Here is a 24,032-nt window from a genome sequence, read left to right as displayed (position 1 = left end):
TTCCTCCTAAATGATGGTGCGGAATTCCTGGATGAGTCCGATCACGACACCCAGAATGGCTCCGGTACCGGGGCGCATCCATGGACTAGCCGGCCAACAGCGCATCGAGAGTGGCGAAACCGAATCCGGCGGACCTTGTCCCTTCAATGATGAGCGGCAAAGCGTCTGCGTCCAGGGTGCTGCCGTCGTCAGGATTCGAACCGATATGCATGAGGATGATGCCTCCCGGTTGCAGGCCCCCCAGTACCCGTTGGATTACGGATTCACGGGTCATGCCACCACTGGTTCCCTTCCATCCGAGAGTGTCCCCGCTCCAGCGCACAGGCACATAGCCGAGGCTGTTGACTGTATTGATGGTCCGGGAGTCGTGGTCTCCGAAAGGGAACCGAAAGAACGGCCGGGGGGCACCGCCGGCCGCAACGATGGCCGACTCGGCCCGTCCGATTTCGTCGGCAATCATCAAATCCGTGAGCTGGGTGAAAGCGGGGTGGGTCATTGAATGGTTGCCCAGCCGATGCCCGGCTGCCGCAATCCGGGCCACGCCGTCCGGGTTGGCCGCTGCCCAAGTGCCCGTCAGGAAGAACGTTGCGCTGATTTGCTCCCGGTCGAGCGTGGACAGGATGCTTTGAAGCCCGGCTGCGTTGGCGCCGCCATCGAATGTCAAGGCAATCTTGTTTCCCGCGCCCGGGATCGACGTTAGGTCCTGGCCCAGAAGCGACTCCGGGAAGGGGCGCACAGGTGGCGTGGCAGGTGCGGTATCGGAAGTGCCCGGCACGGATTCAGGGGGAGGAACCAAGGGTGGCTCCGAGGACGGTGGCGCCTCGTGGGAGCTTGCGGCGGAACCCGGTGAGGTGGTCGCGACCGGAGACTCCGACGATGCCCCCTGCGCCGGAGCTTCCGGCGCAGCACCGGGCCGCATGCTGAGCATCAGCGCGAGACCTGCCGCCACCACCAATACGGCGGCCAAGACCACGACGGCGACCATCCGCCGTCGGGCTTTGCCTTGGGACGGCAGGTCCGCCGGGGGACCGTTCCCGGTCACAGGTGGCCGTCCCGTCGGTTTCGACCCGGTGGTTCGACGAAGTCAGGCTCATCCGGGCCTTGGTCCAGCCGGAAGGGCGGGTACTCATCGCGCATGAGGGCTCCATAGGCCAGGACACGATAGACCCATCGGTTGAGACCCATGATGAACGCAAAGAGTGGCTGGGGATACCTACCCGTGAACAGAAGAATTACCAGTGCAATAAGCACGAGAAGGGCAAGCAGCGACAATCCTCCGCCGCGGTCGCCCACCACACCGGCGGGTCCATCATTCGTGCGCCATGCCCACGTCGCTGTGCCAGTGATGGCCCCGACAATGAGCAAATGCGGTATAAGCAGGAACCAGGATTTAATGAGCACCAATCCGCGGGAAAGGCGCGGCGGATAGTCGATGTCCAGGTCGGCAGGATAGTTGGTGCGTCCAAGCGTGAAGGGCGGGTACTGATCCGTGCCCCCGGCGGCGTAGACGTAGAAGGCCACGCGCCAGTTCCATCGCAGGACGCCCACGTTGAAGTGGAAGAGTGACTGCGGGTAATGGCCCGTGAAGAGAATGGCAAACCAGGCGACAACCGTGGTCACCGCGAAAGCAAACCAAAGGAAGAACAACACGAAGAAATGCGGAATCGCAAGGAACCATTTGACCAGCCACATCCAACGTGTCAGGGCAGGATCAAGATGGCCCCCCAAGCGAACCGGATGGCCGATGATGCCCGCCGGTTCCTGCCGTTGTTCGCCAACGAGGGGCGCCTGAAGGACTGCGGGAGCAGTTGCGCCGCCGTGCCTGCCGAGTCCGATTGCGCCGGCCACCAACAGCGGGACTCCGAGGACGAGAGCCAAGGTGCCGGAGAGAAGCAGGCCAGTGGCAGCAGGCTTAATAAGCTCTGATCGAAAGCCCGCCTGGAGGTCGGCCGAAACGCCCTCACGTGCGTCGGCATTCATGACAACCACGGTCCAGTTGCCCGCGGATATGTTCCAGGTGAGTTCCTGTTGTCCTGGACCGGAAGCGGAGGCCACCCATAAGGGTTGGCCAGCGGGTAGGGCAGGTGTTGAGGACCCGGGGATGTCCCGATAGACCGGGCGGAAGGGCTGGAACTTCACTTCCTGCAGTTCTGTGTGGTGGACTCCCTTCAGATACGCATCAACATCACCCTGGGGCGCAATGCCGATGAAGACGCTCCCATCAGGATCCGCAGACGTAGCCCGGAGCCTCAGGGTGCCAACGTCGAACGGAAGTCTCTCGGCAGTGCCCTCGCCGATGGCATCCAGTTGAGGCGAGACCAATGCATAGGATGCAACGGTGTAGCGCTCCGTACGGGATGTGAAGTAACCTTCATCGCCCTGGCCTGAGGCCAGCAACGCTGCCGCTGCCCCTCCGGCTGTAAGCGCGAATCCAAAGATTGACAGTGTGATCCCGACGACGAGCATCACGATTGAGGCTGGCTTCGTCATGGCTACAGTTCTTTCCGTTTGAAGAGGAACGCGGCCAACGCGACAGCGGCTATTGCGGCAACAAGCCCGGTGATCGCTGGCCATGCCGGCGACATGTGTGCTTGATTCGCCGCCATCGCGGCAGCAATGGCGGGAACGCCAGCCGGAGAATAGCTGGCCAACGGATCCCACGCTCCGCCCGCCGCCAACAGGGCGTACAGGCCAAGTCCGGCCCCGGCAGCCCCTGCAGTGGCCGGAATCAGAACTGAGAAGAGTTCCATGAAGGCGAGGACAAGGAGTGCGAAAAGGAGCAGCAGGAGCGCCGGAGCCCAGAGCTGGCCAGCGGGTGCGGCGCCAAAGACCAGCTGCGTCATGAACCATGTTGCCAGGGTGCCCACCACAAACGCGATGCTGACAAAGAGCCCGTGGACGGTTGCTTTGGCCATGATGAACGTGCTTCGACGCACGGGCTTGGTGAGTACGAAAGCTGCAGTGCCCTCGCGGACCTCGGTGGAGACCATTCCGCCGTACATAATGATGATCGCGAACAGGATGATCTGGGAGAGGTTCTTAATCCATTGCCCGTACGCGTCGGCAAAAGTTGCCGGCGGCAGCGTGACCGACCCCTTGGTCCCGGCGGTAAGAGATCCCAAGAGCTCAGGAGTGATCCGCGCCAGCGGCGGGCCGATGACAGCAAAGAAGATCACCATGGCCGGAAGCACCCAGATGCGCCAGGTGTGGATTATTTCCTGGGCTTCCTTCCAAGCGAGGACTGGAAAGGTTTTCACGGCTCCGGTTCTCCAATGAGTTCGAGGAAGACGTCTTCCAAGCTGATCTCGGCGCTTTCCAAGCGAACCAATCCCGTGCCTTGTTCGCTGACCATGGTGGGGATCTCGTGTTGGGCAGCAGCCACATCCGACACCCGCGTCAGGATCTCCCCCCGCTGGCCAGGATGTACCGATATGGTCCAGGCCCTGCCCGCAATGGCATGGGCGAGCCTCTCGGCTCCCGTGCTGACCTCCACTGCGATGGTTTGTTGTCCATGCCTGGCCCGGAGCTCATCCATCGAGGATTGTGAGAGGATTCTTCCCTTATTGAGGATGGCCACTGAGTCACAAACGCGCTCTACATCGCTGAGGATATGCGTTGAGAAAAACACGGTGGTCCCACCTCGCAGTCCTCCGATGAAATCCAGGAGGTCCCTTCGGCCCCCGGGATCCAGTGCACTGGTGGGTTCGTCCAGCAAGAGCAGTTTGGGTGAATTGATGAGGGCCTGTGCCACACCCAGGCGTTGACGCATTCCCCGGGAGTACTTCCCGATTGCCTGGTTGTTTCCAGCCAACCCCATGAAGCCCAACAACTCCTGGACCCGTTCGTCCAGGATTCCGCCCTTAAGCCCACACAACCTGCCTGCAAGTTGAAGAGTTTGGGAAGCCGTCATCCAGTCGTAGAACGCCGGAACGTCAGGGAGGTAACCAACCTCGCGACGGACCTCGGGGGCTTCCGCACCAACATCCATGCCCAGTATCTGCAAGCCACCGGATGAAGCACGGGAGAGGCCGGTCATGATGCGGAGCAGGGTGGTCTTTCCTGCACCGTTGGGTCCCAGGAAACCGAAGATCGACCCTGCGGGCACGCTCAGGTTGACAGCGTCGAGCGCTTTTTTGCGCCCGAATGTTTTGCTCAGGCCTGTGCACTCGATCACTGCACCTGGGCTGGCTGTAGCCGGAACCGTTGGCTCATGGGCTGGAAGCCGCATCTTCTGGTCCGGTTGCATCTCAGGGAGCGGTTTCGGGGGAATGGACGACGACGACGGGGCAGTGGGCGTGCGCCACGACTGCGGAACTCACAGAACCCAGAAGGAGGCCACCAAAGCCACCATGTCCACGGCGGCCGACGACGACGAGTGCTGCATGCTTGCTGCCCTCCACCAAGGCAGCCCGTGCCGAGCCTTGGACAAGTCGGGTGCTGAGGTTCTTTGGCAGGTGGGCCCCGAATGCCTCCTCAAGGGCATCCTTTACGTGCTGCTCTGCATCATGGGCGAAGCCATCGATGCCCATCGCCAGGTATCCCTCGTATCCGAGCGGCAGCTCCCAACAGCCCCATGCCTCCAACGGCGCGTTGAGGGCCATCGCAAGATGTTGGCCCTGGCGCAACGCCTCCACTGACGCCTTGGACCCATCGACGCCAACGATGATCTTGCTGGGGTCCAAGCGACCGGCCATCATGCGCTCCTCTTGGTTGCACGGGTATTCATCAGCGTTAGCAGCTCCCCGCCCCAATTCCTTGCCCGCTCAGGCTCGCCGGCCAGAAGGGGACCTTCCGTGCCCTTGACATAGAAAGGCATGGGTTGGCTGACGAGTGTTGCACCCGCGTTTCTGAGTTGCCGGGAGATCTTTTTCGCTGCATCGCCATGAATGAACAGCTTGACTCTGGTGTCAAAGGCAGCTGCCAGGACTCCCGAAAGTCCCTGCATGCCAACAGCTGCCAGACCTTCCATGATCTTCGGCGTTGGCCGCCAGCCGTTGATGGGGCTTCCCACCACCAACAGGTCGCCAGCCGAGACATCCCCACGCCGGAACTGCGCGATCGGCACTGTCCTGGCCTTGGCCGTTCCCAAGCCGGAGGCGACAGCCTCCGCGATTTCCTTTGTGTTTCCGAAAGCGGAGTCGTAAACAATAACTGCCTTCACGGTGTTTCCTTGTCGTTTTCGTGGTGGAGCCTGGCGGCCTGGGTCTTCCGCCGGGCGGGATGGGCATCCATGAAGAGAGTTGCCCAGTAGGTGCCGCCGCCCATCACCATGAAGCCCGTTATGCCGAGCACTGGTTCCCCCACCGCGACCCCGGCCAGCAGCAAACCGAGTCCCGCAAGGCCAACAAGGGCTCCGCGGAAGGCATGCTTCCACCGGATTCGTCCAAGATTTTCCAAGCTCATGAGGGCGGCCAGCTTCGGATCCTCTTCTTCGAGGCCCCGAGCGATCTTGTCCAGTTCCAGCTTCTCAAAGTTGGAGAGTTCCATGGTTTTGCCTCCTGCTCTCCTGTCCAGCATGGGCCGCCTGCACGTGGCGAAACAGGGCCAAAAGTCACAGCGGGGCAGGGGACCAAAGACCCTCCTCATGCAGTGGCTGGGCGTGCAGAATCAAGGCATGTATTCAGCACGTGAAGCTTCGTTGAACAGCGCCCACGTCTTGTGGTTTGAAGATTCAGGTATCCAGGACATCCCCTCCGTGGGCGGCAAGAATGCCTCTCTCGGTGAGCTGACGAGGTCCCTGCGGTCCGCGGGCGTGAAGGTACCTGACGGATTTGCCACAACGGCTGACGCATATCGGCAATTCCTTTCCGCGAACGCCCTGGAATCGGTGATCAGCCTCTCCTTGGATGATTACCATTCCGGACGCTCATCGTTGCGACAAGCTGGAAGCGCCATCAGGGAATCATTCCTGTCCGCGGAATTCCCGGCGGACTTCGCCCGCAGCGTGCAGGAGAGCTACAGCATGCTGTGTCAACGCGCTGGCCAGGATCAGCTCGCGGTGGCCGTACGGAGCAGCGCAACGGCAGAGGATCTACCGGATGCGAGCTTTGCAGGCCAGCAGGAAACCTACCTCAACATTTCAGGAGAGCGAGGAGTCCTTCAAGCCTGCAGGCAGTGCTACGCCTCCCTGTTCACGGATCGAGCCATCAGCTATCGGGAGATCAAAGGTTTTGGGCACCTCGATGTGGCGCTGTCCGTTGGTGTGCAGCGCATGGTCCGCTCCGATGTCGGGGCCTCAGGGGTCATGTTTTCCATTGATACAGAGTCCGGTTTTCCACGGAGCGTCCTTATCAGTGCGGCTTGGGGGCTGGGCGAGACGGTCGTTCAAGGAACCATCAACCCTGATAAGTACCAAGTGTTCAAGCCCCTGCTGGGCGATCCGACGCTTGTCCCGGTCATCCAGCGGGAGGTCGGGGCCAAGGAACGGAAGATGGTTTACAGCCAAGGTGGCACTGCCCGGACGCAGATGATGGACACGAGCGATCAGGAACGGCGGTCGCTGGTCCTGACGGATCCGGAGGTACTGAAGTTGGCTCGATGGGCTGTAGCGGTGGAAGAGCACTACGGGCGTCCCATGGATATGGAATGGGCAAAGGACGGGGTCACCGGCGAGCTGTTCATGGTTCAGGCACGCCCGGAAACCGTCCAGGCCCAACTGTCTGCATCAACATTCCGAATGCACCACCTGCGGCACCCAGGCAGGATACTGGCAACCGGTGCGGCGGTAGGGGAGTCGATCACCCAAGGCCCTGTGTGCGTCATCCGGGATGCGGGGGACATTGAATCGTTTGTGGAAGGCTCGATTCTGGTCACACAGATGACCGACCCCGATTGGGTTCCTGTCATGAAACGGGCGGCCGGCATTGTTACGGATCACGGTGGCCCCACCAGCCACGCTGCCATCGTCAGCAGGGAGCTCGGTGTCCCCGCAGTCGTTGGAACCGGGAACGCAACGGGACTCCTCAAGCCTGGCGCGCAAGTCACGGTGTCATGCGCTGAAGGTGAGCAAGGCCGGGTATATGAGGGAAAGCTGGAGTTCGACGTCGAAGAAGTGGATGTGGGAACTCTTCCGTCCACCCGGACCGATGTCATGATCAACGTCGCCAGCCCCTCCGCCGCGTTTCGATGGTGGCGGCTGCCGGCAGCTGGCGTGGGCTTGGCCAGAATGGAATTCATCATCAATAACTTGATCCGGGTTCACCCGATGGCCCTGGTTCACCCTGAACGGGTCACCGATGCCGCCGAGGCGAGGTCCATACGTGAGCTGACGGTCAATTATGAGAGTCCTGAGGAATATTTCGTCTCTGTTCTGGCTACGGGAATTGCGAAAATTGCAGCGCCGTTCCATCCCAAGCCTGTGGTAGTTCGGCTTAGTGATTTCAAGAGCAACGAGTACGCCCATCTCATGGGAGGAAAATTCTTCGAGCATCCCGAAGAAAACCCAATGCTGGGCTTCCGTGGTGCAGCCAGGTACTACAGCAAAGAGTACAAGGAGGGTTTCGAACTGGAACTCCGGGCCCTGAAGCGCGTCCGGGAAGTTATTGGCTTTACAAATGTCATCGTTATGGTTCCGTTCTGCCGCACGGTCCATGAAGCGGAAACGGTTTTGGCTGTCATGGCGGCCCACGGACTGGTGCGCGGCAATAACGGGCTGAAGATTTACATGATGTGCGAAGTGCCGTCGAACGTAGTCCTGGCAGAGCAGTTTGCGCGGAGGTTTGACGGCTTCTCCATCGGATCAAACGACCTCACTCAACTGGTTCTGGGCGTGGACCGTGATTCGGAACAGTTGGCCGGCCTCTTTGATGAACGGGATCCTGCCGTGACGACGATGATTTCACAAGTCATCACGGAGGCCCATGCTGCAGGAATCAAGATCGGATTGTGTGGTCAAGGGCCCAGCAACCACCCCGACTTCGCCGGATTCCTGGTCCGTGAAGGTATTGATTCAATCTCATTGAACCCGGACACTTTCCTCCGCACTTTGCCAATGATATTGTCCGCCGAACAGCGGCCGGCCCAGGCCGGGAGATGAAGGGATCACCCACCGCTGCTGCGGCCAAACCCCCTTATGACGGCGTCATTTTTGATCTGGACGGGGTAGTGACCATTACTGCCACGGTCCATCAAAGGGCTTGGAAAGATGCCTACGATGCGATCATCCATGATGCCCGTTTTCCGGCAGATGCCGATCACCGGGCCTTCACACCGAACGACTACTTCACGTTGTTGGACGGCAAGCCCCGGGAACAAGGTTTGACGGATCTGTTGGCGTCCCGGGGTGTTCGCATCCCGCCGGGACTACCAAGCGACCCCACAGGTGAGTGGACCGCATTCGGGTTGGGTGCGCTGAAGAACAAGGCCTATCTGGCGCGGCTGAGGGACGACGGTGTTCAAACCTATCCCGGAACAGTACAGTTCCTGGCGAATTTGAAGGCAGCAGGAGTTCCAGTGGCGCTCGTGACCTCGAGCCGTAATGCAACTGCAATACTCGCAGCGGCAGGCATGGCAGATACCTTTGCCGTCGTCCTGGACGGCACGGCAGCCACGACCCTCGGTCTACCCGGGAAGCCATCGCCAGATGTGTTCCTTGAGGCAGCGCGCCGATTGAAGGTCCTGCCAAAGCGTGCCGTGGTTATAGAAGACTCAGTCGCGGGGGTGCAGTCGGCTCATCGGGGCGGGTTCGGGCTGGTGGTGGGGATCGACCGTCTGGGGACCCGGAACGAACTCGAAGCCGCCGGCGCGAACGTAGTGCTCAACGACGTCAGCGAACTTGATCTTGGGCTTGTCATGGGTGACCCCTGGAAGCTGATTTTTGAAGGAACGGATCCAGACCACGAAGGACATCGTGAGGCACTCACAACACTCGGAAATGGCTACATGGGCGTCCGAGGCGCCGTAACCGAAATCCACAGGAGGACGCGATATCCGGGACTGTATCTGGCCGGAGTGTTCAACCGTGTCTCCGTGGGCATTGGCCAAGAGACCGTACTCGAAGAACACATGGTCAACGGTCCGGATTGCCTCCCGATGGATCTGCGGTTGGAGGGTAGCCCATGGTGGTCCCGCGACGGGCTGGAAACTGTTCATGAACGAAGGACGCTTCATATGGACAAGGCAGTCCTCAAACGCAGGCTCGTTCTGGGGTCACCGGACGGACGACGTCTGGAAGTCAGGGAAACGCGATTCGTCTCCATGGCAGACCCCCATCTGCTCGCCATAAAGACCCGCATTAGGCCGCTGGGTTGGAGCGGCTTGATCGGAGTCCGGGTGGGGGTCAACGTCGGCATACGCAACGCAAACATTCCCGAGCCACCTTTGACCGGTCGGAAACATTTGATTGATCGGACGACGTTGGACGGTGCGGGCCGCGGTCCAGGCACTACCTTGATGGTGGAAGCGGAAACCAGCCAAAGCCAGATCCGGCTGGCCGTTGGACTTCGCGTTGAGTTGGCAGGTACCAATGGGACCCCCGGGAGCAAAGGGGCATTCCACTTTCGGACTTTTGAAGCCCATTGTGCTGATGGAGCCGCGGTGACGGTTACGAGGATTGTGGCCGTTGCCACGTCACGGGATCGGCCTATTTCGTCGGCCGGTACTGCGGCCGCCGCAAGCCTGGAACGCGCCGGCTGTGATTTCGATAAGCTCCTGCGGGCCCACCAGTCCGCATGGCAGCGGATGGTACGTCCATTCTTGGTCCATCTCGACGCCCCAGCACAGGTACAGCTCGTTTTGAACCTTCACTTGTTCCACGTTCTACAGACGTTGACGTTGCATACCACTGAACTTGATGTTGGCGTACCTGCACGGGGGCTGCATGGCGAAGGCTACCGTGGTCATGTCTTTTGGGACGAGTTGTTCGTACTTCCCGTTCTCACGTCCAGGACACCTGCAGTGGCGCGGGCCTTGCTGGACTACCGATGGAGGCGGCTCCCGGCGGCACGGCAGGCTGCGGCTCAACACGGCATGCCCGGTGCCAGGTTTCCCTGGCAAAGCGGGAGTGACGGGAGGGAAGAAACCCCGCAGTGGCTATATAACGCACGTTCGGGTCGTTGGGTGGCGGACCACTCGCACCTGCAAATGCACGTAGGGCTGGCTGTGGCTTTCAACGCGTGGCAGTACTTTGAAGCGACCAATGACGTGGCGTGGCTTTCTCAGAAGGGGGCAGAGCTTGTGGTGGAAGTTGCCCGTTATTTTGCCGCCGTCGCTGAGTACGACCCCGGTGACCACCGCTACCACATCCGGGGCGTGGTGGGGCCGGACGAGTATCACACATGGTTGCATGGACACGGAAACCCCGGCCTAGATGACAACGCGTATACGAACGTGATGGCTGCGTGGGTATGGGGCTGTGCAGCCGGGATTCCCGAAACTTTCTCGGGCCATGAATTGGCCGACCTTCTGGAACGCCTTGGCATCACCGAACAGGAAGTTATCCGGTGGGGCCGTCTGTCCCGTACCGTGTTTGTGCCATTCGCCGAGGATGGAATCATCAGCCAATTTGCCGGTTATGACCAATTGGAAGAACTGGACTGGGACAAGTACCGCCAACAGTACGAGAACATTGAGCGGCTGGATCTCATCCTCGAGGCAGAGGGCGATGACGTCAATAGGTACAAGCTGGCCAAACAGGCAGATGTCCTTATGCTGCCCTACCTCTTGGGACGCCAGGGGCTTATTTCGTTTCTGGGGCGCCTTGGGTACGACTTGCAGCAGGAACAGTTGGATCGAACGATCGAGTACTACTTGGCCCGAACGGCCCACGGTTCCACATTGAGCAGGGTCGCGCACGCCTCAGTATTGGCAGCCTTGGACCCGGAGCGGGCATGGGACAGCTTTCGGGAAGCCCTTGACGCCGACCTTGATGACACCCAGCATGGCACCACAAAGGCGGGAATACACCTTGGAGCGATGGCGGGCACAATAGACGTCGTCCAAAGAAGCTTCGCTGGGCTACGGCTGGACCGGAGGGGGTTGTCGTTCACACCGAACATGCCCCACGGCCTTCGATCGGTTTCCTTCCACGTGACTTATCGGGGACACCTGATGGACATCCAGCTGAAAGATGGACGCATCCGAATATCCTCTGCCGCCGGCGACGCCCCGCCTGTCCGGGTCACAGTCCATGACCAGACCGTGATGCTCGCCTGTGGGCACAGTCGAAGCTTCCGGCTGGAATCGACGAGCCGCAGCGAACAGCCTTGAAGCCTTGGGCATCCTGGCGAGCTGGGGCGATGGCCGTTACCCATCAGCTGATTTTCAACACGGCGGCTCCGGTAATCCGGTCATTGGCCAAATCGTCCAAGGCCTGGTCTGCACGCGAGAAGTCGTATGAGGTTGTGGTCGGCTTTAACGCCATGTCCGCGGCAAGGGCGAGGAGTTCCACCCCGTCCGCGCGTGTGTTGGCGGTTACGCTTCGGAGTTGGCGTTCGTAGAAGAGGTCATCGGCGTAGTTGAGTGAGGGAATGTCGGTGAGGTGTATGCCGGCAATTGCCAGGGTCCCTCCTCGGTTCAAGGACCTCAATGCGGTGGGCACCAGCTCTCCTACTGGTGCAAAGAGAATGGCTGAATCGAGCTTGACCGGAGGCTCGTCTGAGGCGCCGCCCACGTACGCGGCGCCTAAGGACCGGGCGAGCGCCTGTGCTTCTGTTGAACGTGTCATGACGTAGATGGAGGCGCCCTGATGCATCGCAATCTGCGCCGTGAGGTGGGCGGAACCCCCAAAGCCGTAGATGCCCAGGCGCCCTCCTGGCGGCAGGGCAGCTCGCTTCAACGCGCGGTAACCGATAATTCCCGAGCACAGAAGCGGGGCGGCCTGTTCATCGGTGAAGCCGGACGGAATAGCATAGACAAAGTCCTCGTGGGCCGTCATCATCTCCGCGAACCCGCCGTCACGGTCCCATCCAGTAAACGTTGGCGCCACGCAGAGGTTCTCGTTGCCGCGGAGGCAGAAGGTACACGTTCCACAGGTGCCGCCGAGCCATGGAACACCAACCCGGTCTCCGGGCGCGAACCTGCTTTCAGTGGACCCGGTTTCGAGGACTGTTCCGACGGCTTCGTGGCCCGGCACTACATTGGCATTGCGGGGCGGTAAATCACCTTCAGCCAGGTGAAGGTCCGTTCGGCACACACCGCAAACACTTATACGGATCAGCAATTCCCCGGCCTGTGGTTGGGGGTCTTTCCGTTTCCCCTGCACCAGGGGACGGTTTGCTATCGGTCCTGGATCTGCTACCCACCATGCATGCATTGCCAGCTTCCTTTCGTAGTCCTACGCCTGGAGGTTTGCATGCTTTCAGCGCCGTAAACCAGAGCCGAAGGTCATGGTCCTTCGCCATGTGGCCTGGGAGGAGGACTCCTCCGGAGTCGACCGGCAATCTCGACGGCGGTGCTGGACGCCACCGCGACTACGAAAGTCGCCAGGAAGAGGTCTCCTGGGGGCCATTCAAGTCGGAAGAACCCACTCAAGGGCGGGAAGGTGAATACGATGACAGTGCCCAGATACATTGCGGCTATAACGGCCGCCTTCCGTAGGTTGAGGGGTCGCGCGATGACCGCCAGGATCCAGGATCCTATGAGCGCCAAGGCCATCGATGAGGCGGATCGCGCCTGGTCCACGCTGAAACGGCCCGTAGCTTGGACGTAGAAATTGAGCGCGGTGATCCCGACGGCGATGGCCACGCCTGCCGGTATTGAGAAGGCTAATGACCGCCGCAGGAATCCGCGCGTATAGTCGTGCCTATTGGGCAGGAGTGCCAGGAAAAAGGCAGGCAGCCCGATGGTGAGGCCATCGATGGCAGACAGCTGGCGTGGAAGGAATGGGAAAGGGAGCAGGAGTGCTCCGCATAGTAGCGAGATCACAAGTGCGTAGGCTGTCTTGCTGAGAAACAGCATGGAGACACGCTCCATATTGTTGATCACTCTCCGCCCCTCGGCCACGACGGCAGGAAGCCGGCTGAATCTGCCATCAAGCAGGACGATGCGTGCCACGGCTTTGGTTGCGGGAGCAGCGGAGTCCATGGCTATGCCGAGATCGGCCACCTTGAGCGCCAATGTGTCATTGACTCCATCTCCGGTCATGGCAACCGTGTGACCGCGACGTTGCAGTGCAAGCACCAGCTCCCTCTTTTGTTCCGGTGAGACGCGTCCGAACACTGAATGCGCGTCCACCAGATCCTGCAAGGCTGCCGGGTCCCCAGTCAATTTACTGGCGTCGATAGCATCCGGGTTTTCCAGACCCAACTTCCGGGCCAGAAGACCAACGGTTCTGGGGTCATCTCCGGAAAGAATTTTTATGGTGACGTCTTGCTCCCGGAAGTAGGCCAAAGTGCGCGGCGCATCCCACCGGATACTTTCCCGCAGTGTCAGCACCAGGACAGGCTCGCAGTCACCGGGCAAGGCACTTTCAGTCGCTTCGGTACATTGGCTCGAGCGGGACATTCCCATGGTGCGAACCCCCGACAAGACCAACTCCCCGGCCCGTTGCCGCGCGAGCCTACAGTCAGGCGATTCGCCGGCAAATACAACTTCCGGTGCGCCGAGAATCCAGGTACTGGAATCGCCTTGGAGATTGGGCAGGGTCACCGAGCTCCATTTGCGCGTAGAGTCGAACGGCACTGAAGAGAGAGGGGTCAGTTGCACTTTGAGGGGAAAGGCGTCTCCGATGGACAGGGATGTGGCGTTGGCAGGCTCGTTGGCCCCGAACCAAGCCAAAGCCTGTCGCCAGCCGTCCTGGACTTCACCTCGAAGCTGGTGAACGGCGTCGAAGGCCATTCGTCCGTCTGTTAGCGTTCCTGTCTTGTCCAAGCACAGGACGTCGACCCGGGCCAACACTTCTACAGCTGCAAGCTCCTGGACCAGGACCTTCTGGCCCGCGAGGCGGACGGCGCCTACGGCGAAAGCCACGCTGGTCATGAGTACCAGTCCCAGGGGAATCATGGCGATTGTACTTGCCACAGTCGAAACAGCGCTCTGTGCCCAAGCTCCAGAGGCCAGTGCGGCCTCCCATCCCCCTTGTTGGAGCAGCTGTGAATTCAACACCAGCAACGTCACCGGCAGGACAACCCAGGCGAGAACCCGCAGCACCCGATTGATACCTGTGCGTATTTCTGAACTGACGAGCGAAAACCGCTTGGCGTCGGCGGCCAGCCGGTTGGCAAAGGTCTCATGGCCAACCCTGAATACCCGGGTATGGCAGGAGCCGGTGAAGACCAGCGACCCGGCCAACAGCACATCCCCCCGGTGTTTGGTGACAGGTGCCGATTCACCTGTCAGTAGTGACTCGTCGACTTCAAGCGAACCCGGTCCAACAATATGGGCGTCTGCTGGGACTTGATCACCTGCACAAAGCAGAAGTAAGTCATCCAGCACCACGTCATGTGCGGGGATTTCCTGAACATTTCCCTCCCGCACCACTCTGGCCATTGCTCCGTGGACGATGGTTAAGCGGTCGAGGGATCGTTTGGCGCGGTATTCCTGAACCACGCCAATGAGGGCGTTTCCTATGGCCGCCAGCCCGAAGAGCGCGTCCCTCCACTGCCCAAGGAACAGCAGCAAACTGAAACCCGCCACTACGATGCCATTGAACAGCGTGAGTACATTGGCACGGACTATGGCCAACAGGCTACGGCTGGGAGGTGTCGACAAATCGTTCACGAGACCGTCCCGGACCCGCTGGGAGACTTCCTCTTCGGAAAGGCCCGCCATCGGGATGTTGGGTGTGATCATCGTCGCCGACCTTTACCGCCTGTGCTAACGGCTCTCATGGAAGTATGTTTCGCCATGCTGGTATCACCTTTGTCATCGTCCCAGTCTCCTGACGGCAGGTGTAGGGTCGAAGGTCATGTCTCCCAAGACGTGTTCGGGCCCTTGACCCGTGATCTGTACCCGTATGCCGACGACTCACCTAGACTCGGGAGAGGCAGGCCATTAGCGGCGCAGGGAGGTAAAGGCCTATGGGCGCGGATCACCCTTGGCGCTCCCCACTGAAGGGGCGCGTTGAAACACTCCTCCGTGAGTTCGTGCAGCGTGCGGATGAGATGATCCATGCACAGGAACAAATGAACGGGTTGCTCTCAGCGGTAATTTCCATTGCCGAGGACCTCAGCCTGGAAGTTGTCCTGGACCGCGTCGTCCGGTCGGCCTGCGAGTTGGTGGACGCCAAATACGGAGCTCTTGGCGTCATTGGAGAGGATAAGCAGCTAAGCCACTTCATTACGGTCGGCATGGATGGGGACGCCATTGGATCCATCGGCGATCTTCCCACCGGGCATGGTGTCCTGGGACACCTGATCCGCGAACCCGAACCACTCCGTCTTCACGACCTCACCGCTCACCCAATGGCTGTGGGAGTCCCGGCAAGCCATCCTCCCATGAAGTCGTTTCTCGGAGTACCAATCCGTGTCCGCGATATTGTTTTTGGCAACCTGTACCTCACCGAGAAGAGGGACGGGAAGGACTTCAGCCAAGATGATCAGGAGCTTGCCATCGCACTGGCGGCAGCAGCCGGCGTCGCCATCCAAAACGCCCGCCTGTTCGACGAAAGCAATCGCCGGCAGCGATGGTTGGAAGCGGGCATGGAGCTTGGCAGCCGCCTCATTGCAAGCAAGCCCGACGACGACTCCGGCAACCTGGATCTTGTCGCGGAGGCGGCCGTCCGTGCTTCCGACTCAATCCTGGGTGTCGTTGCCATACCAACGCCCGGAGGAGAGGTCCGTTGTAGATCGGCGGTCGGAGTGCAGGGCTTGAACACGGGCCAGCAATTGCCGGGCTCCGAGGTAGTAGCATCAGTGCTTGCCACTGGCGACTCCCGCCTCGTGCAGGATGCTTCACAAGTTCTCGGTCCCGAGGTGTCGGAGAAGCTGGGCACTGTGTTGGTAGCGGCCCTGGGCCACAGGGGGAGGGGAAACGGAGTTCTGCTGATGGCCCGGGCCGTTGGCGGCGCGGCCTATACCCGTTCTGATCTGGAATCCAGTGCATTGTTTGGCAGCAGGATCGGCCTTGCACTGGATCTCGCGGAAGTAAGCGCCCTTCGTGAGCAGGCCTTGTTGCTCTCGGACAGGGAGCGCATAGCCCGCGACCTTCATGACCTCGTCATTCAGCGTATATTTGCAGCCGGCTTGGGAATGCAGAACTTGAAGCGATTCCTGGTGGACCCCGCAGCCGTTGAGCGGATGATGCATGTCACGTCGGAATTGGATGACACCATCCGCACTCTCAGAAAGACAATCGAAGACCTCCGTTCCGAAGAATCCCCGCCCACGCAATAAGCATCTCCGTGACTTTGGACCCTGTCCGAGGACGCCCTGCAGCGCCATTGTGGAGGGATCGAACGTTTCATTCGGCAGGAGAACAGTCATGGACAAAGCCGGCTCAACAGGAGAAATCATCGTCGGAGTCGACGGCTCCGATGCGTCCATAGCTGCACTCCAAGAAGCCCAACTGTTGGCGACGCCGTTGGGCGTTGACGTGGTTGCCACGGCTTTCTGGGACTATCCCCCCGTCTACGAGGGCTATGTGGTGATGGGCATTACCGGTTTTGAGGAAGCCGCCGGGCGAATCCTGAAGCAGTCCGTGGAAATGGCCTTCGGCCCGACCCAGCCCGACAACGTCCATTCGCGGCTTGTTCAGGGTCATCCCAGACAAGGACTGATCGAAGCTAGCCGGAAGGCAGACATGATCGTTGTGGGGCGACGTGGACACGGTGGTTTTGGAGGCTTGCTGCTGGGATCAGTCACCTCAGCGTGCGTTGCTCATGCCCACTGCCCGGTTCTCGTGGTCCACGTACCTGAGGACCACTCGACCGAAGCCACTGAAGGGCGACCATGATGGACATCTTGGTGGTCTACGAAACAATGTACGGAACTACCCGCAGGGTAGCTGAAGCAATTGCCAGCGGCTTTGATGGCGAGCCCGGGGCCAGAGCGGTCTCCGTTTCCGATGTAGTCGCCGATGACCTGGGTAATTGTGCCTTGCTGATCGTCGGTGGACCTACCCATGCTCACGGAATGAGCAGACCCGCAACACGACACTCCGCAGCAAACGTCGCTGCCGCGACCGGTTCCCTTGGCCACGATATCGATGCGAACGTCGGCATACGTGAGTGGCTGGCCCAGCTCCGACCTGCCATCCCGGGCCAAAAAGCCGCAGCATTCGACACCCGCAACCACGGTCCGGCATTCCTCACCGGCAGAGCATCCAAACACATCACCTCCGGGTTACGAAAAGCCGGCTTCGAGCTCATTGCAGAACCGGAGAGCTTCGAAGTCAGCCAGGAACCTTCGATAAGCGAAGACGAGCTCCACCGCGCCGCAAAGTGGGGCCAAGCTCTGGCCAGGTTAATTGACGCCGGAAGATAGGGAGTTTCAGATGACCTTGCCCAGCATGACCGGCTGGACAGGCTGGAATGTGTTCCTGGCTTGACGGTTACCAAAGGGCAGTCCAAGGCTTGGAAAGAAGGAACAATGAAAGAGAGCGAGCGGGAAGAGAGCGAGCGGATCGTCGTCGGATTTGACGGGTCTCCCGAGGCCGTTACGGCAGTTCAGTGGGCGACCCGGCAAGCCGAGCTGAGAAGCTGCGCGCTGCAATTAGTGCATTGTTCCCTTTGGCCGGCCATAACACACAACATGGAACCCGTGCCGGGTGTAGCTGACAGCGGCCTGCGACACGCCGCTGAATCAATAGTTGCCGAGGGGGTCGCGTGCGCCCGTCAGGCTTCTGAGTCGGTGGAAATCACGAAGAGCCTGGTGTACGGCTGGCCGGCCGAGAACCTTCGCAAGTTGGCGGGAGGCGCCTCCATGCTGGTTGTGGGAAGTCGGGGGATAGGAGGCTTTATGGGCCTGCTCGTGGGATCCGTGAGCCTGGAGTTGGCCGCCACTGCAGCGTGTCCCGTGGCTGTTGTTCGGTCCACCGACCACCCGGATGGACCCGTCGTCGTTGGCATAGATCGGGAAGGCTGGGAGGCTTCGCTTCACTATGCCGCTTCTCATGCTTCCTATGCGGGCACATCGCTTCGGATTGTGCATGTCCGAAAGAGACACGAAGCCCACGCTGAAGCAAGTGACGTTGGTCCCCTGGAAATATTGCATTCGGCAGTACGTACCGTGCGCAACACCTCGCCCGAACTCGAGCTTGAAGACCTCCTGCTCACGGGGACCTCCGTTGCCGGAACGCTCCTTAGTGCAGCGAAAGATGCCCAGTTAATCGTTGTGGGAACTATGGGGCAGGGTCTTGTCCGCGGCAGTATTGGCTCAACGGCGCATGCCGTTCTCCATCATGCTTCCTGTCCTGTCGTGGTGGTAAGGCCCCCACTGGAAGCGAGGGAGCAGTAATGAGCAGCAGGCCCGGGGAGCCATTGGGTTCCAGGGCCTGCTGCTCGCTACTTACTCGGAATGCTTGACTGGCTGGATCCTGGTGATGATTGTTGGGCAGGGCAGTTTGGTGAGGACTGCGTGGGCCGTAGATCCCATCAGTAGACGTTTGAAGCCGCCACGGCCCCTGCTGCCGACGACCAACAGGCGGGCTGTTGCGGCGGCATTTACCAGCGCCTCGCCAGGACGCATGTGGGTCTCCAAGTTCTGGTGCACAACAAGATCCGGATATTTATCCGCCAAGCCCGCGACCGTTTCCGCAAGAACCACCCGTTCCTCCTCGGTCACGAGTTCAAAGAAATTGCCGTGGGGCACTCCCCGATCCACCCATGGATCCGGTGTCCGGAAAGCGTGCAGCACGGTTAGCTCCTGCCCTTCACGGTCTGCCTCTGCGGCAGCGAATGCCACGGCCTGAGTGGATTCTTCGGAACCATCAACTCCGACCAGAACGCCGTGTCGACTGGTCATATCATGTTCAGCGATCACCGCTACGGGGCACTTCGCCACGGCAGCAACCTGTAGCGCACGATCCGCGAGCGATCCGCCGGCCCAACTGTGGCCGGAACCAATAACCACCATCGATGCGGTTTTTGACCGCTTGCGCAGGGCGTACCCGGCTCCTCCCGAGACGAGATCCGTGCTGATTTTGACCGTTGGCTCGACTTTTTCGGCCCGGTCTTTGGCAGTAACAAGGAATTTTTCACCGGACTCCCGGATCCACTCGTTATAGCCGATGGCATCGTAGGCCCAACGATCATCCACAGCGTGTACCAGGAGCACAGGTAATTTAAGGGCAGCGGCCCTTTGCACGGCCCATCGGGTCGCAGCCTCACTACTGGGCGCATCGCTGACACCGACGACAATTGCTTCCTTCATGACTGCTCCAGTTCTTGTTCGATGATTCCCCGGAAAATCCGTTTGCCGGGTCTTGTCAGTCCAGCTTCTGCCTGCTCTTTTCAAAGGGTTAGGGTCGGAAGTCCCGCGGAACGCGGCCGCGGCAGACTGGTGTGCCTTTTGCTAATCGGGGGCATTCACCATGATGGTTTCCAGGTGGTCGGGAACTCGTGCTTTCCAGCCCAGTTCACGTTTGATGCGCAGACGGAGTGCATCGGAGGCCTCAGGCTCTCCATGCGTGATGTAGGTCATTCGTGGCGTCCGCGGTGCTGAACGCATCCAACGGATAATTCCGTCGGCGTCGGCGTGGGCGCTGAAACCTTCCAATTGAACAACCTCCGCGCGGATCAGCACATCCTGTCCATAAACCCTGAGTTGCCGGGACCCCGCGGCAAGGGCGGCTCCGCGGGTACCTCCTGCCTGGTAACCGCTGAGAACCACAGCATTATGTGGATCGCTGCCATAGGCGGCCAGATGATGAAGTATCCGCCCTCCCGTGAGCATTCCGCTGGCCGAGATGATGATCATTGGCCCGCCACGGAGATTGAGGAGTTTCGAGTCATCGACGCTCCTGGTCATAATGGCGAGCTCGTACATGCTCTTGAATTCCTCCGGACCCAGGCGATGTTCCTCCGGATGTTGCTGGTAAATATAGGACGCGTCAATGGCCATGGGACTGTTCAAATACACCGGTATGTCCGGAATCAGCCCTTTCCGGCGGAGACGCGCAAGCTGGAGCATCAGCGTCTCGGCACGCCCCACGGCAAACGCCGCAATCAAGACGACACCGCCGCGCTTTGCTGCACGGTTAACAACTTCGGCCAGTTCAATGTCAGAACCCGCCGCCGGATGGGTCCGGTTCCCGTAGGTAGACTCTGTCACCAGGACATCAGTGGATTCAAGATCCCGGGGCGGGTACATGAATGGATCATCGGTCCTGCCCAGGTCACCTGTGAAATGGACGGAATGCTCTCCGAGTCGTACATGGATCTGGGCAGCACCAAGGATGTGCCCGGCGGGAACGAATGTCGCATCAAAGGCGTGACCCAGCTCGACGGGTGCGTCAAAGTCCACAGGGCGGACACTATTTAGCGATCTCACCGCATCGGCGGCCGTGTAGATGGGCAAGGCGGGCACATGGATGGAAGAGCCAGTATGTTCGGCATACCGGGCCTCTTCCTCTTGCAGGTGGCCGGAGTCCGGCAGCAAGAGTTTGCACAGTTGATTGGTGCCGTGAGTGGTGTATACGGGGCCGCGGTAACCGTCCCGGACGAGAGCCGGGACGTACCCACTGTGATCCAAGTGGGCGTGTGTCAAGAGCACGGCATCTATGGAGCCCGGGGAAACTGGAAACGGCCTCCGGTTGCGCTCGCGGAGACGTTTATAGCCTTGGAACAGGCCGCAGTCCACGAGGACGCGCGTCCCGTTGAACTCCAGAAGGTAGCGGGACCCTGTGACAGTATCGGTTGCTCCAAGGAAGCGGAGTGAAGCGACGTTCCTGGTTTGCATTATGCCCTAACCACTCAAGTCGACGGCGCCTGCCCTGGGAATTGGCCGCAGAGCAGACCTTGGCGGCATCTGGCGCCGTAAGGTAGTCCGGCGCCAGATGCAGGTTTGGTACCTAAGGGGCCGGCACCGCGTGGTGGTGCCGGTACTCTTCCGTACTGGGCTTGATCGCCAACGCGGTGACGATCAAAGCGGCAGCACCCGGAATCCATGCGCTCCACGCAGCGCCAGTCGCTGATGTGAAGCCACCCACCCAAGGGGCCAACAAGAGAGCCACTGCGATGATCGCTTGTGCCCATTCGGCGGCCGGCATTCCCGGCAATGCAAGATTGACGACACCGCAGATGACAAGCAGTGTGCCTAAGGTGACCATGATGGCCGTTGATGATCCTGCTTGCGTGGTCCATAAGACCGACAGCGCCGCGTAGGCGCCCGCCGCGACTACTGTCCAATCCTGCCATCGTGTCCATTTCTTCATCGGAATTTTGCTCCTTTATTGTCTGGAGACACCCGCGGGGCCTGATGCTGGGCGGTTTCGTCTCCTGTTCTCCTAGCGTCCGTTTAATCTCCTCGTCCTAATAGGGCCTAAAGTCACGCGCGGGGATGGGTCCTTGTGCCCTTGTGGCGCAGACATGCAGTCGGCAAGAATTTGGCATCGATGAAATGTCGGCAAGCGCGGTTGCCGCTTCCGCCGGAGAGGGAATGTCATGAATCACCAGGATGTCCCAGGCCTTGCTGGGGTGGGTTCGCCAGAAAGTCCTGTTCGCGTGTTCATTCTTGATGACCACGAATTGGTTCGCCGCGGGTTGCAGGAGCTTTTGGAAAGCGAAGGGTTTCAGGTGGTGGGCATGTCGGGATCTGCTGAGGAAGCGACGCGCCGTATCCCGGCATTGCGCCCCGACGTCTCAGTCCTGGATGCACGGCTGCCTGACGGTACGGGCATCGAAGTCTGCCGCGACGTTAGATCCATAGATCCTCGTCTGAATTGCCTGATTCTGACCAGCTATGACGATGAAATGGCTCTGCGAGGTGCAGTCCTGGCAGGAGCCGCGGGATACATCCTCAAGGAAATCGGCGGTTCAGACCTACTGGGTGCGCTGCGCAGGGCGGCGCGCGGCGAGTCGCTCTTCGATGATTCCGTGAAGGCGCGGATTATCCAAGGACTCACTGAACCGAAGAGGCTCGATCCGCGCGTAGCCGCCCTGACTCCCCAGGAGCGGCGCGTGCTGGAATACGTCGGCCAGGGGATGACCAATCGCCAGATTGGCGAGGAGATGCTATTGGCGGAAAAGACGGTGAAGAACTACGTCTCGTCCCTCTTGGCGAAACTTGGGTTCGAGCGACGGACCCAAGCCGCAGTTTTCATGGCCCACGTACCCGAGGAGGACGCTGGCTCCGTTCGCTGACGCTCAGGGCAGCGGAACGGACCAAGCCTGCGAAGTACCCTTGCCAGGCGTGCTGGTGACGCTGAATGACCCGTTGAGTTCTGCAGCCCTCCGGGCCATGTTCGCCAACCCATTACCGGATCCCACAGCCGTGAAACCACAGCCGTCGTCTGTGAGCTCCGTGCTTAGCGTGCCATGAGCCACCCGAACTGACACGGAGATGGTGTTCGCATCGGAATGGCGGACAGCGTTACTGAGGCTCTCCGAGATTACCGCCAGGAGGTGCCCGATCGTGACATCGTCTTCTACGGAATCAACGGGGCCGATCAAGGTCAGATGCGGGGTGTATGCCAACGATTTTGCCCCGGCTTGAATCGTTTGGAAGATCCGACTGCTCAGGAGTTCGTGGTCGTGGGTACTTGTCCGCAGGGAGTAGATGGTGTTTCTGAGGTCGCGGATACTGGTATCGAGTTCCTCCGTTATGGCGTCGATCCGTTCAAGGGCTGAGCCGCCGGCGGTGTAGCGCCGCAGGCTCTGGATGCTCAGTCCCGCCGCAAAGAGGCGTTGGATGACGAGGTCGTGAAGGTCCCGCGCAATCCTGTCCCGGTCAGTGAAAACCACCAGCTGCTCCCGGAACCGATGTATCCGGTCCAGTGCCAAAGCCAGGGCTACATGTGAACCGAAGACCGGAGCCATATCAACAACGGTGGTGGAAAAGGACCCGGTGCCGGGTTTTCGAGCAAGAACCAGCAGCCCTTGATGAGTTCCTTGGGCACTGAGGTTTACGACAAGCAGTTCTCCCGGGCACTCATCGGCCGAATCGCCAAGGAGGTGCCAAGGATCCTCGCCTTTGATTGCTCCTCTGAGGGTGACGTCAAGGAAATCCGTGGAATCCAACGATAAAACGCGACTCTTCAGGGCCGCGCCCTTCCCGCCCGCTACCCCCTCCACGGTGTAGTCCTGGACGTGTTCAGCCGAAGGCTTCAGAACCACGGCAAGGTGGCATCCTGACTCCCGAAGGGCCGTGTCTGCAATGAGGTCAAGTGCGGCACTTTCTGCCTGTCCCTCCTCCAGCATCAGCCCCGTAATTTCCATACATGCTTCAAGCCATGACGTCCGGTGCCCCGCGTCCTCGTAGAGCCGGGCGTTTTCGATCGCGACGGCGGCGGCTGCCGCCAATGCCACCGCGACATCCTCATCTTCCGGGGTGAAGTCCTCGCCGCCGTCCTTCTCTGTCAGGTACAGGTTGCCGAAGACGACGTCCCGGATGCGGATTGGAACACCGAGGAAAGACTTCATCGGCGGGTGGTGCTGCGGGAAGCCGTAGGCCATCGGGTGTTCACGGAGGTCGTGGAGCCTTAAAGGTGAAGGCTCGGTAATGAGCAGTCCCAGAACCCCGTGTCCTGTGGGCAGAGGACCAATCCGGCTCGCCAAATCATCATCGATGCCCACTGTTATGAAATGGCTCAGCGCGTTGTCCTCGCCGATGACACCCAAGGCGCCATAACGTGCCTGCAGGAGCTTGCATGCGGAAGTAACCACCCGCTCCAGCACGGCTTCAAGGCTGAGGTCTTCTGCAACGGCCACCACGGCTTCGAGCAGGCCCCGGGTCCTTTCCTGGGCTTGCAGTAACTCGCCTGCCCTGGACGTGAAGTCCATCATCAGGTCCTCCAGCTGGACCGCTGGAGCACCCGTTTGGTGTTCGCGTGGGACTTTGGGAGAGTCTGTCATTGCCGCCTTTCGGCGCCTGCCACCAGCCTGGTGCACGGCGTTACTGCTTGGCACTTTCGGTGTCAGCCTACTCCGGGCCCGTACGGCTAGCGATAGCCGTAGCCAGAAGGGGTCTTTGGGCCCTGTCGCAGCAACCGAGGCAGGCTTA

At 60.3% G+C, this 24,032-nt stretch carries 20 protein-coding genes; 7 read left to right on the top strand and 13 right to left on the bottom strand.

Annotation, left to right across the window (positions count from 1 at the left end):
- Nucleotides 1-85: 85 nt before the first annotated feature.
- The 7 genes from AB4Z15_RS01230 to AB4Z15_RS01200 are packed head-to-tail and all read right to left on the bottom strand — an operon-like array spanning nt 86 to nt 5,487.
- Entirely contained in the window at nt 86-1,042 is a 957-nt protein-coding gene (locus AB4Z15_RS01230) for a polysaccharide deacetylase family protein (RefSeq protein ID WP_442015672.1), read from the bottom strand.
- On the bottom strand, nt 1,039-2,490 hold the full coding sequence (locus AB4Z15_RS01225) for a DUF4389 domain-containing protein (protein WP_442015671.1): 1,452 nt from the start codon (nt 2,488-2,490) through the stop codon (nt 1,039-1,041). Before AB4Z15_RS01225 ends, AB4Z15_RS01230 begins: the two co-directional genes overlap by 4 nt.
- Nucleotides 2,491-2,492: 2 nt before the next feature.
- Complete coding sequence (locus AB4Z15_RS01220) at nt 2,493-3,257, bottom strand: ABC transporter permease (protein ID WP_442015670.1); 765 nt, start codon at nt 3,255-3,257, stop codon at nt 2,493-2,495.
- Nucleotides 3,254-4,246, bottom strand: a complete 993-nt coding sequence (locus AB4Z15_RS01215; protein WP_442015669.1) for an ATP-binding cassette domain-containing protein — start codon at nt 4,244-4,246, stop codon at nt 3,254-3,256. The genes AB4Z15_RS01220 and AB4Z15_RS01215 overlap by 4 nt, the downstream gene beginning before the upstream one ends.
- Before the next feature lies 1 nt (nt 4,247).
- Nucleotides 4,248-4,694, bottom strand: a complete 447-nt coding sequence (locus AB4Z15_RS01210; protein WP_442005552.1) for a universal stress protein — start codon at nt 4,692-4,694, stop codon at nt 4,248-4,250.
- On the bottom strand, nt 4,694-5,161 hold the full coding sequence (locus tag AB4Z15_RS01205) for a flavodoxin family protein (RefSeq protein ID WP_442005517.1): 468 nt from the start codon (nt 5,159-5,161) through the stop codon (nt 4,694-4,696). The genes AB4Z15_RS01210 and AB4Z15_RS01205 overlap by 1 nt, the downstream gene beginning before the upstream one ends.
- Nucleotides 5,158-5,487 carry a DUF3040 domain-containing protein gene (locus AB4Z15_RS01200; RefSeq protein WP_442005516.1) on the bottom strand — a complete coding sequence of 110 codons (330 nt, stop codon included), beginning with the start codon at nt 5,485-5,487 and terminating at the stop codon, nt 5,158-5,160. Before AB4Z15_RS01200 ends, AB4Z15_RS01205 begins: the two co-directional genes overlap by 4 nt.
- A gap of 127 nt (nt 5,488-5,614) precedes the next feature.
- On the opposite strand from AB4Z15_RS01200, the gene ppsA reads away from it, so the two are divergent.
- Nucleotides 5,615-8,035: a phosphoenolpyruvate synthase gene (ppsA, locus tag AB4Z15_RS01195; RefSeq protein WP_442015668.1), complete on the top strand. Its 2,421-nt coding sequence runs from the start codon at nt 5,615-5,617 to the stop codon at nt 8,033-8,035.
- Nucleotides 8,032-11,205, top strand: a complete 3,174-nt coding sequence (locus AB4Z15_RS01190) for an HAD-IA family hydrolase (RefSeq protein WP_442015667.1) — start codon at nt 8,032-8,034, stop codon at nt 11,203-11,205. The genes ppsA and AB4Z15_RS01190 overlap by 4 nt, the downstream gene beginning before the upstream one ends.
- 43 nt (nt 11,206-11,248) lie before the next feature.
- Here AB4Z15_RS01190 and AB4Z15_RS01185 read toward each other — a convergent pair whose 3' ends face one another.
- On the bottom strand, nt 11,249-12,250 hold the full coding sequence (locus AB4Z15_RS01185) for a zinc-dependent alcohol dehydrogenase family protein (RefSeq protein WP_442015666.1): 1,002 nt from the start codon (nt 12,248-12,250) through the stop codon (nt 11,249-11,251).
- Nucleotides 12,251-12,321: 71 nt separating this feature from the next.
- Nucleotides 12,322-14,727: an HAD-IC family P-type ATPase gene (locus tag AB4Z15_RS01180; RefSeq protein WP_442015665.1), complete on the bottom strand. Its 2,406-nt coding sequence runs from the start codon at nt 14,725-14,727 to the stop codon at nt 12,322-12,324.
- A 227-nt stretch (nt 14,728-14,954) separates the two neighbouring features.
- Here AB4Z15_RS01180 and AB4Z15_RS01175 point away from each other — a divergent pair, with 227 nt between their 5' ends.
- From AB4Z15_RS01175 to AB4Z15_RS01160, 4 genes are all read left to right on the top strand, one after another.
- Entirely contained in the window at nt 14,955-16,268 is a 1,314-nt protein-coding gene (locus AB4Z15_RS01175; RefSeq protein ID WP_442015664.1) for a GAF domain-containing protein, read from the top strand.
- 88 nt (nt 16,269-16,356) lie between these two features.
- Nucleotides 16,357-16,827 (top strand): universal stress protein, encoded by a 471-nt coding sequence (locus AB4Z15_RS01170; protein ID WP_442015663.1) that lies wholly within the window; start codon nt 16,357-16,359, stop codon nt 16,825-16,827.
- Nucleotides 16,824-17,357 (top strand): flavodoxin family protein, encoded by a 534-nt coding sequence (locus tag AB4Z15_RS01165; protein ID WP_442005510.1) that lies wholly within the window; start codon nt 16,824-16,826, stop codon nt 17,355-17,357. The genes AB4Z15_RS01170 and AB4Z15_RS01165 overlap by 4 nt, the downstream gene beginning before the upstream one ends.
- Before the next feature lie 105 nt (nt 17,358-17,462).
- Nucleotides 17,463-18,329 carry a universal stress protein gene (locus tag AB4Z15_RS01160; protein ID WP_442015662.1) on the top strand — a complete coding sequence of 289 codons (867 nt, stop codon included), beginning with the start codon at nt 17,463-17,465 and terminating at the stop codon, nt 18,327-18,329.
- A 51-nt stretch (nt 18,330-18,380) separates the two neighbouring features.
- Here the strand turns inward: AB4Z15_RS01160 and AB4Z15_RS01155 are convergent, their stop codons facing one another.
- From AB4Z15_RS01155 to AB4Z15_RS01145, 3 genes are all read right to left on the bottom strand, one after another.
- Nucleotides 18,381-19,244, bottom strand: coding sequence for a universal stress protein (locus AB4Z15_RS01155; protein ID WP_442015661.1), 864 nt, complete (start codon nt 19,242-19,244; stop codon nt 18,381-18,383).
- A 141-nt stretch (nt 19,245-19,385) separates the two neighbouring features.
- Complete coding sequence (locus AB4Z15_RS01150; protein ID WP_442015660.1) at nt 19,386-20,771, bottom strand: MBL fold metallo-hydrolase RNA specificity domain-containing protein; 1,386 nt, start codon at nt 20,769-20,771, stop codon at nt 19,386-19,388.
- Between the two features lie 112 nt (nt 20,772-20,883).
- The gene (locus tag AB4Z15_RS01145) at nt 20,884-21,246 is read right to left on the bottom strand and encodes an SPW repeat domain-containing protein (protein ID WP_442015659.1); all 363 of its coding nucleotides are present in this window, start codon (nt 21,244-21,246) and stop codon (nt 20,884-20,886) included.
- 229 nt (nt 21,247-21,475) lie between these two features.
- Here AB4Z15_RS01145 and AB4Z15_RS01140 point away from each other — a divergent pair, with 229 nt between their 5' ends.
- Nucleotides 21,476-22,174: a response regulator gene (locus AB4Z15_RS01140; protein ID WP_442015658.1), complete on the top strand. Its 699-nt coding sequence runs from the start codon at nt 21,476-21,478 to the stop codon at nt 22,172-22,174.
- Nucleotides 22,175-22,177: 3 nt separating this feature from the next.
- On the opposite strand, the gene AB4Z15_RS01135 is transcribed toward AB4Z15_RS01140, so the two are convergent.
- Nucleotides 22,178-23,884, bottom strand: coding sequence for a GAF domain-containing sensor histidine kinase (locus tag AB4Z15_RS01135; RefSeq protein WP_442015657.1), 1,707 nt, complete (start codon nt 23,882-23,884; stop codon nt 22,178-22,180).
- Between the last annotated feature and the right edge of the window lie 148 nt (nt 23,885-24,032).

Origin of the sequence: Paenarthrobacter sp. 2TAF44, from assembly GCF_052114885.1 — a bacterium.
GTDB lineage: Bacteria > Actinomycetota > Actinomycetes > Actinomycetales > Micrococcaceae > Arthrobacter.
Note: the sequence above shows the minus strand (reverse complement) of the source record. Positions and strands in the feature narration are given on the sequence as shown.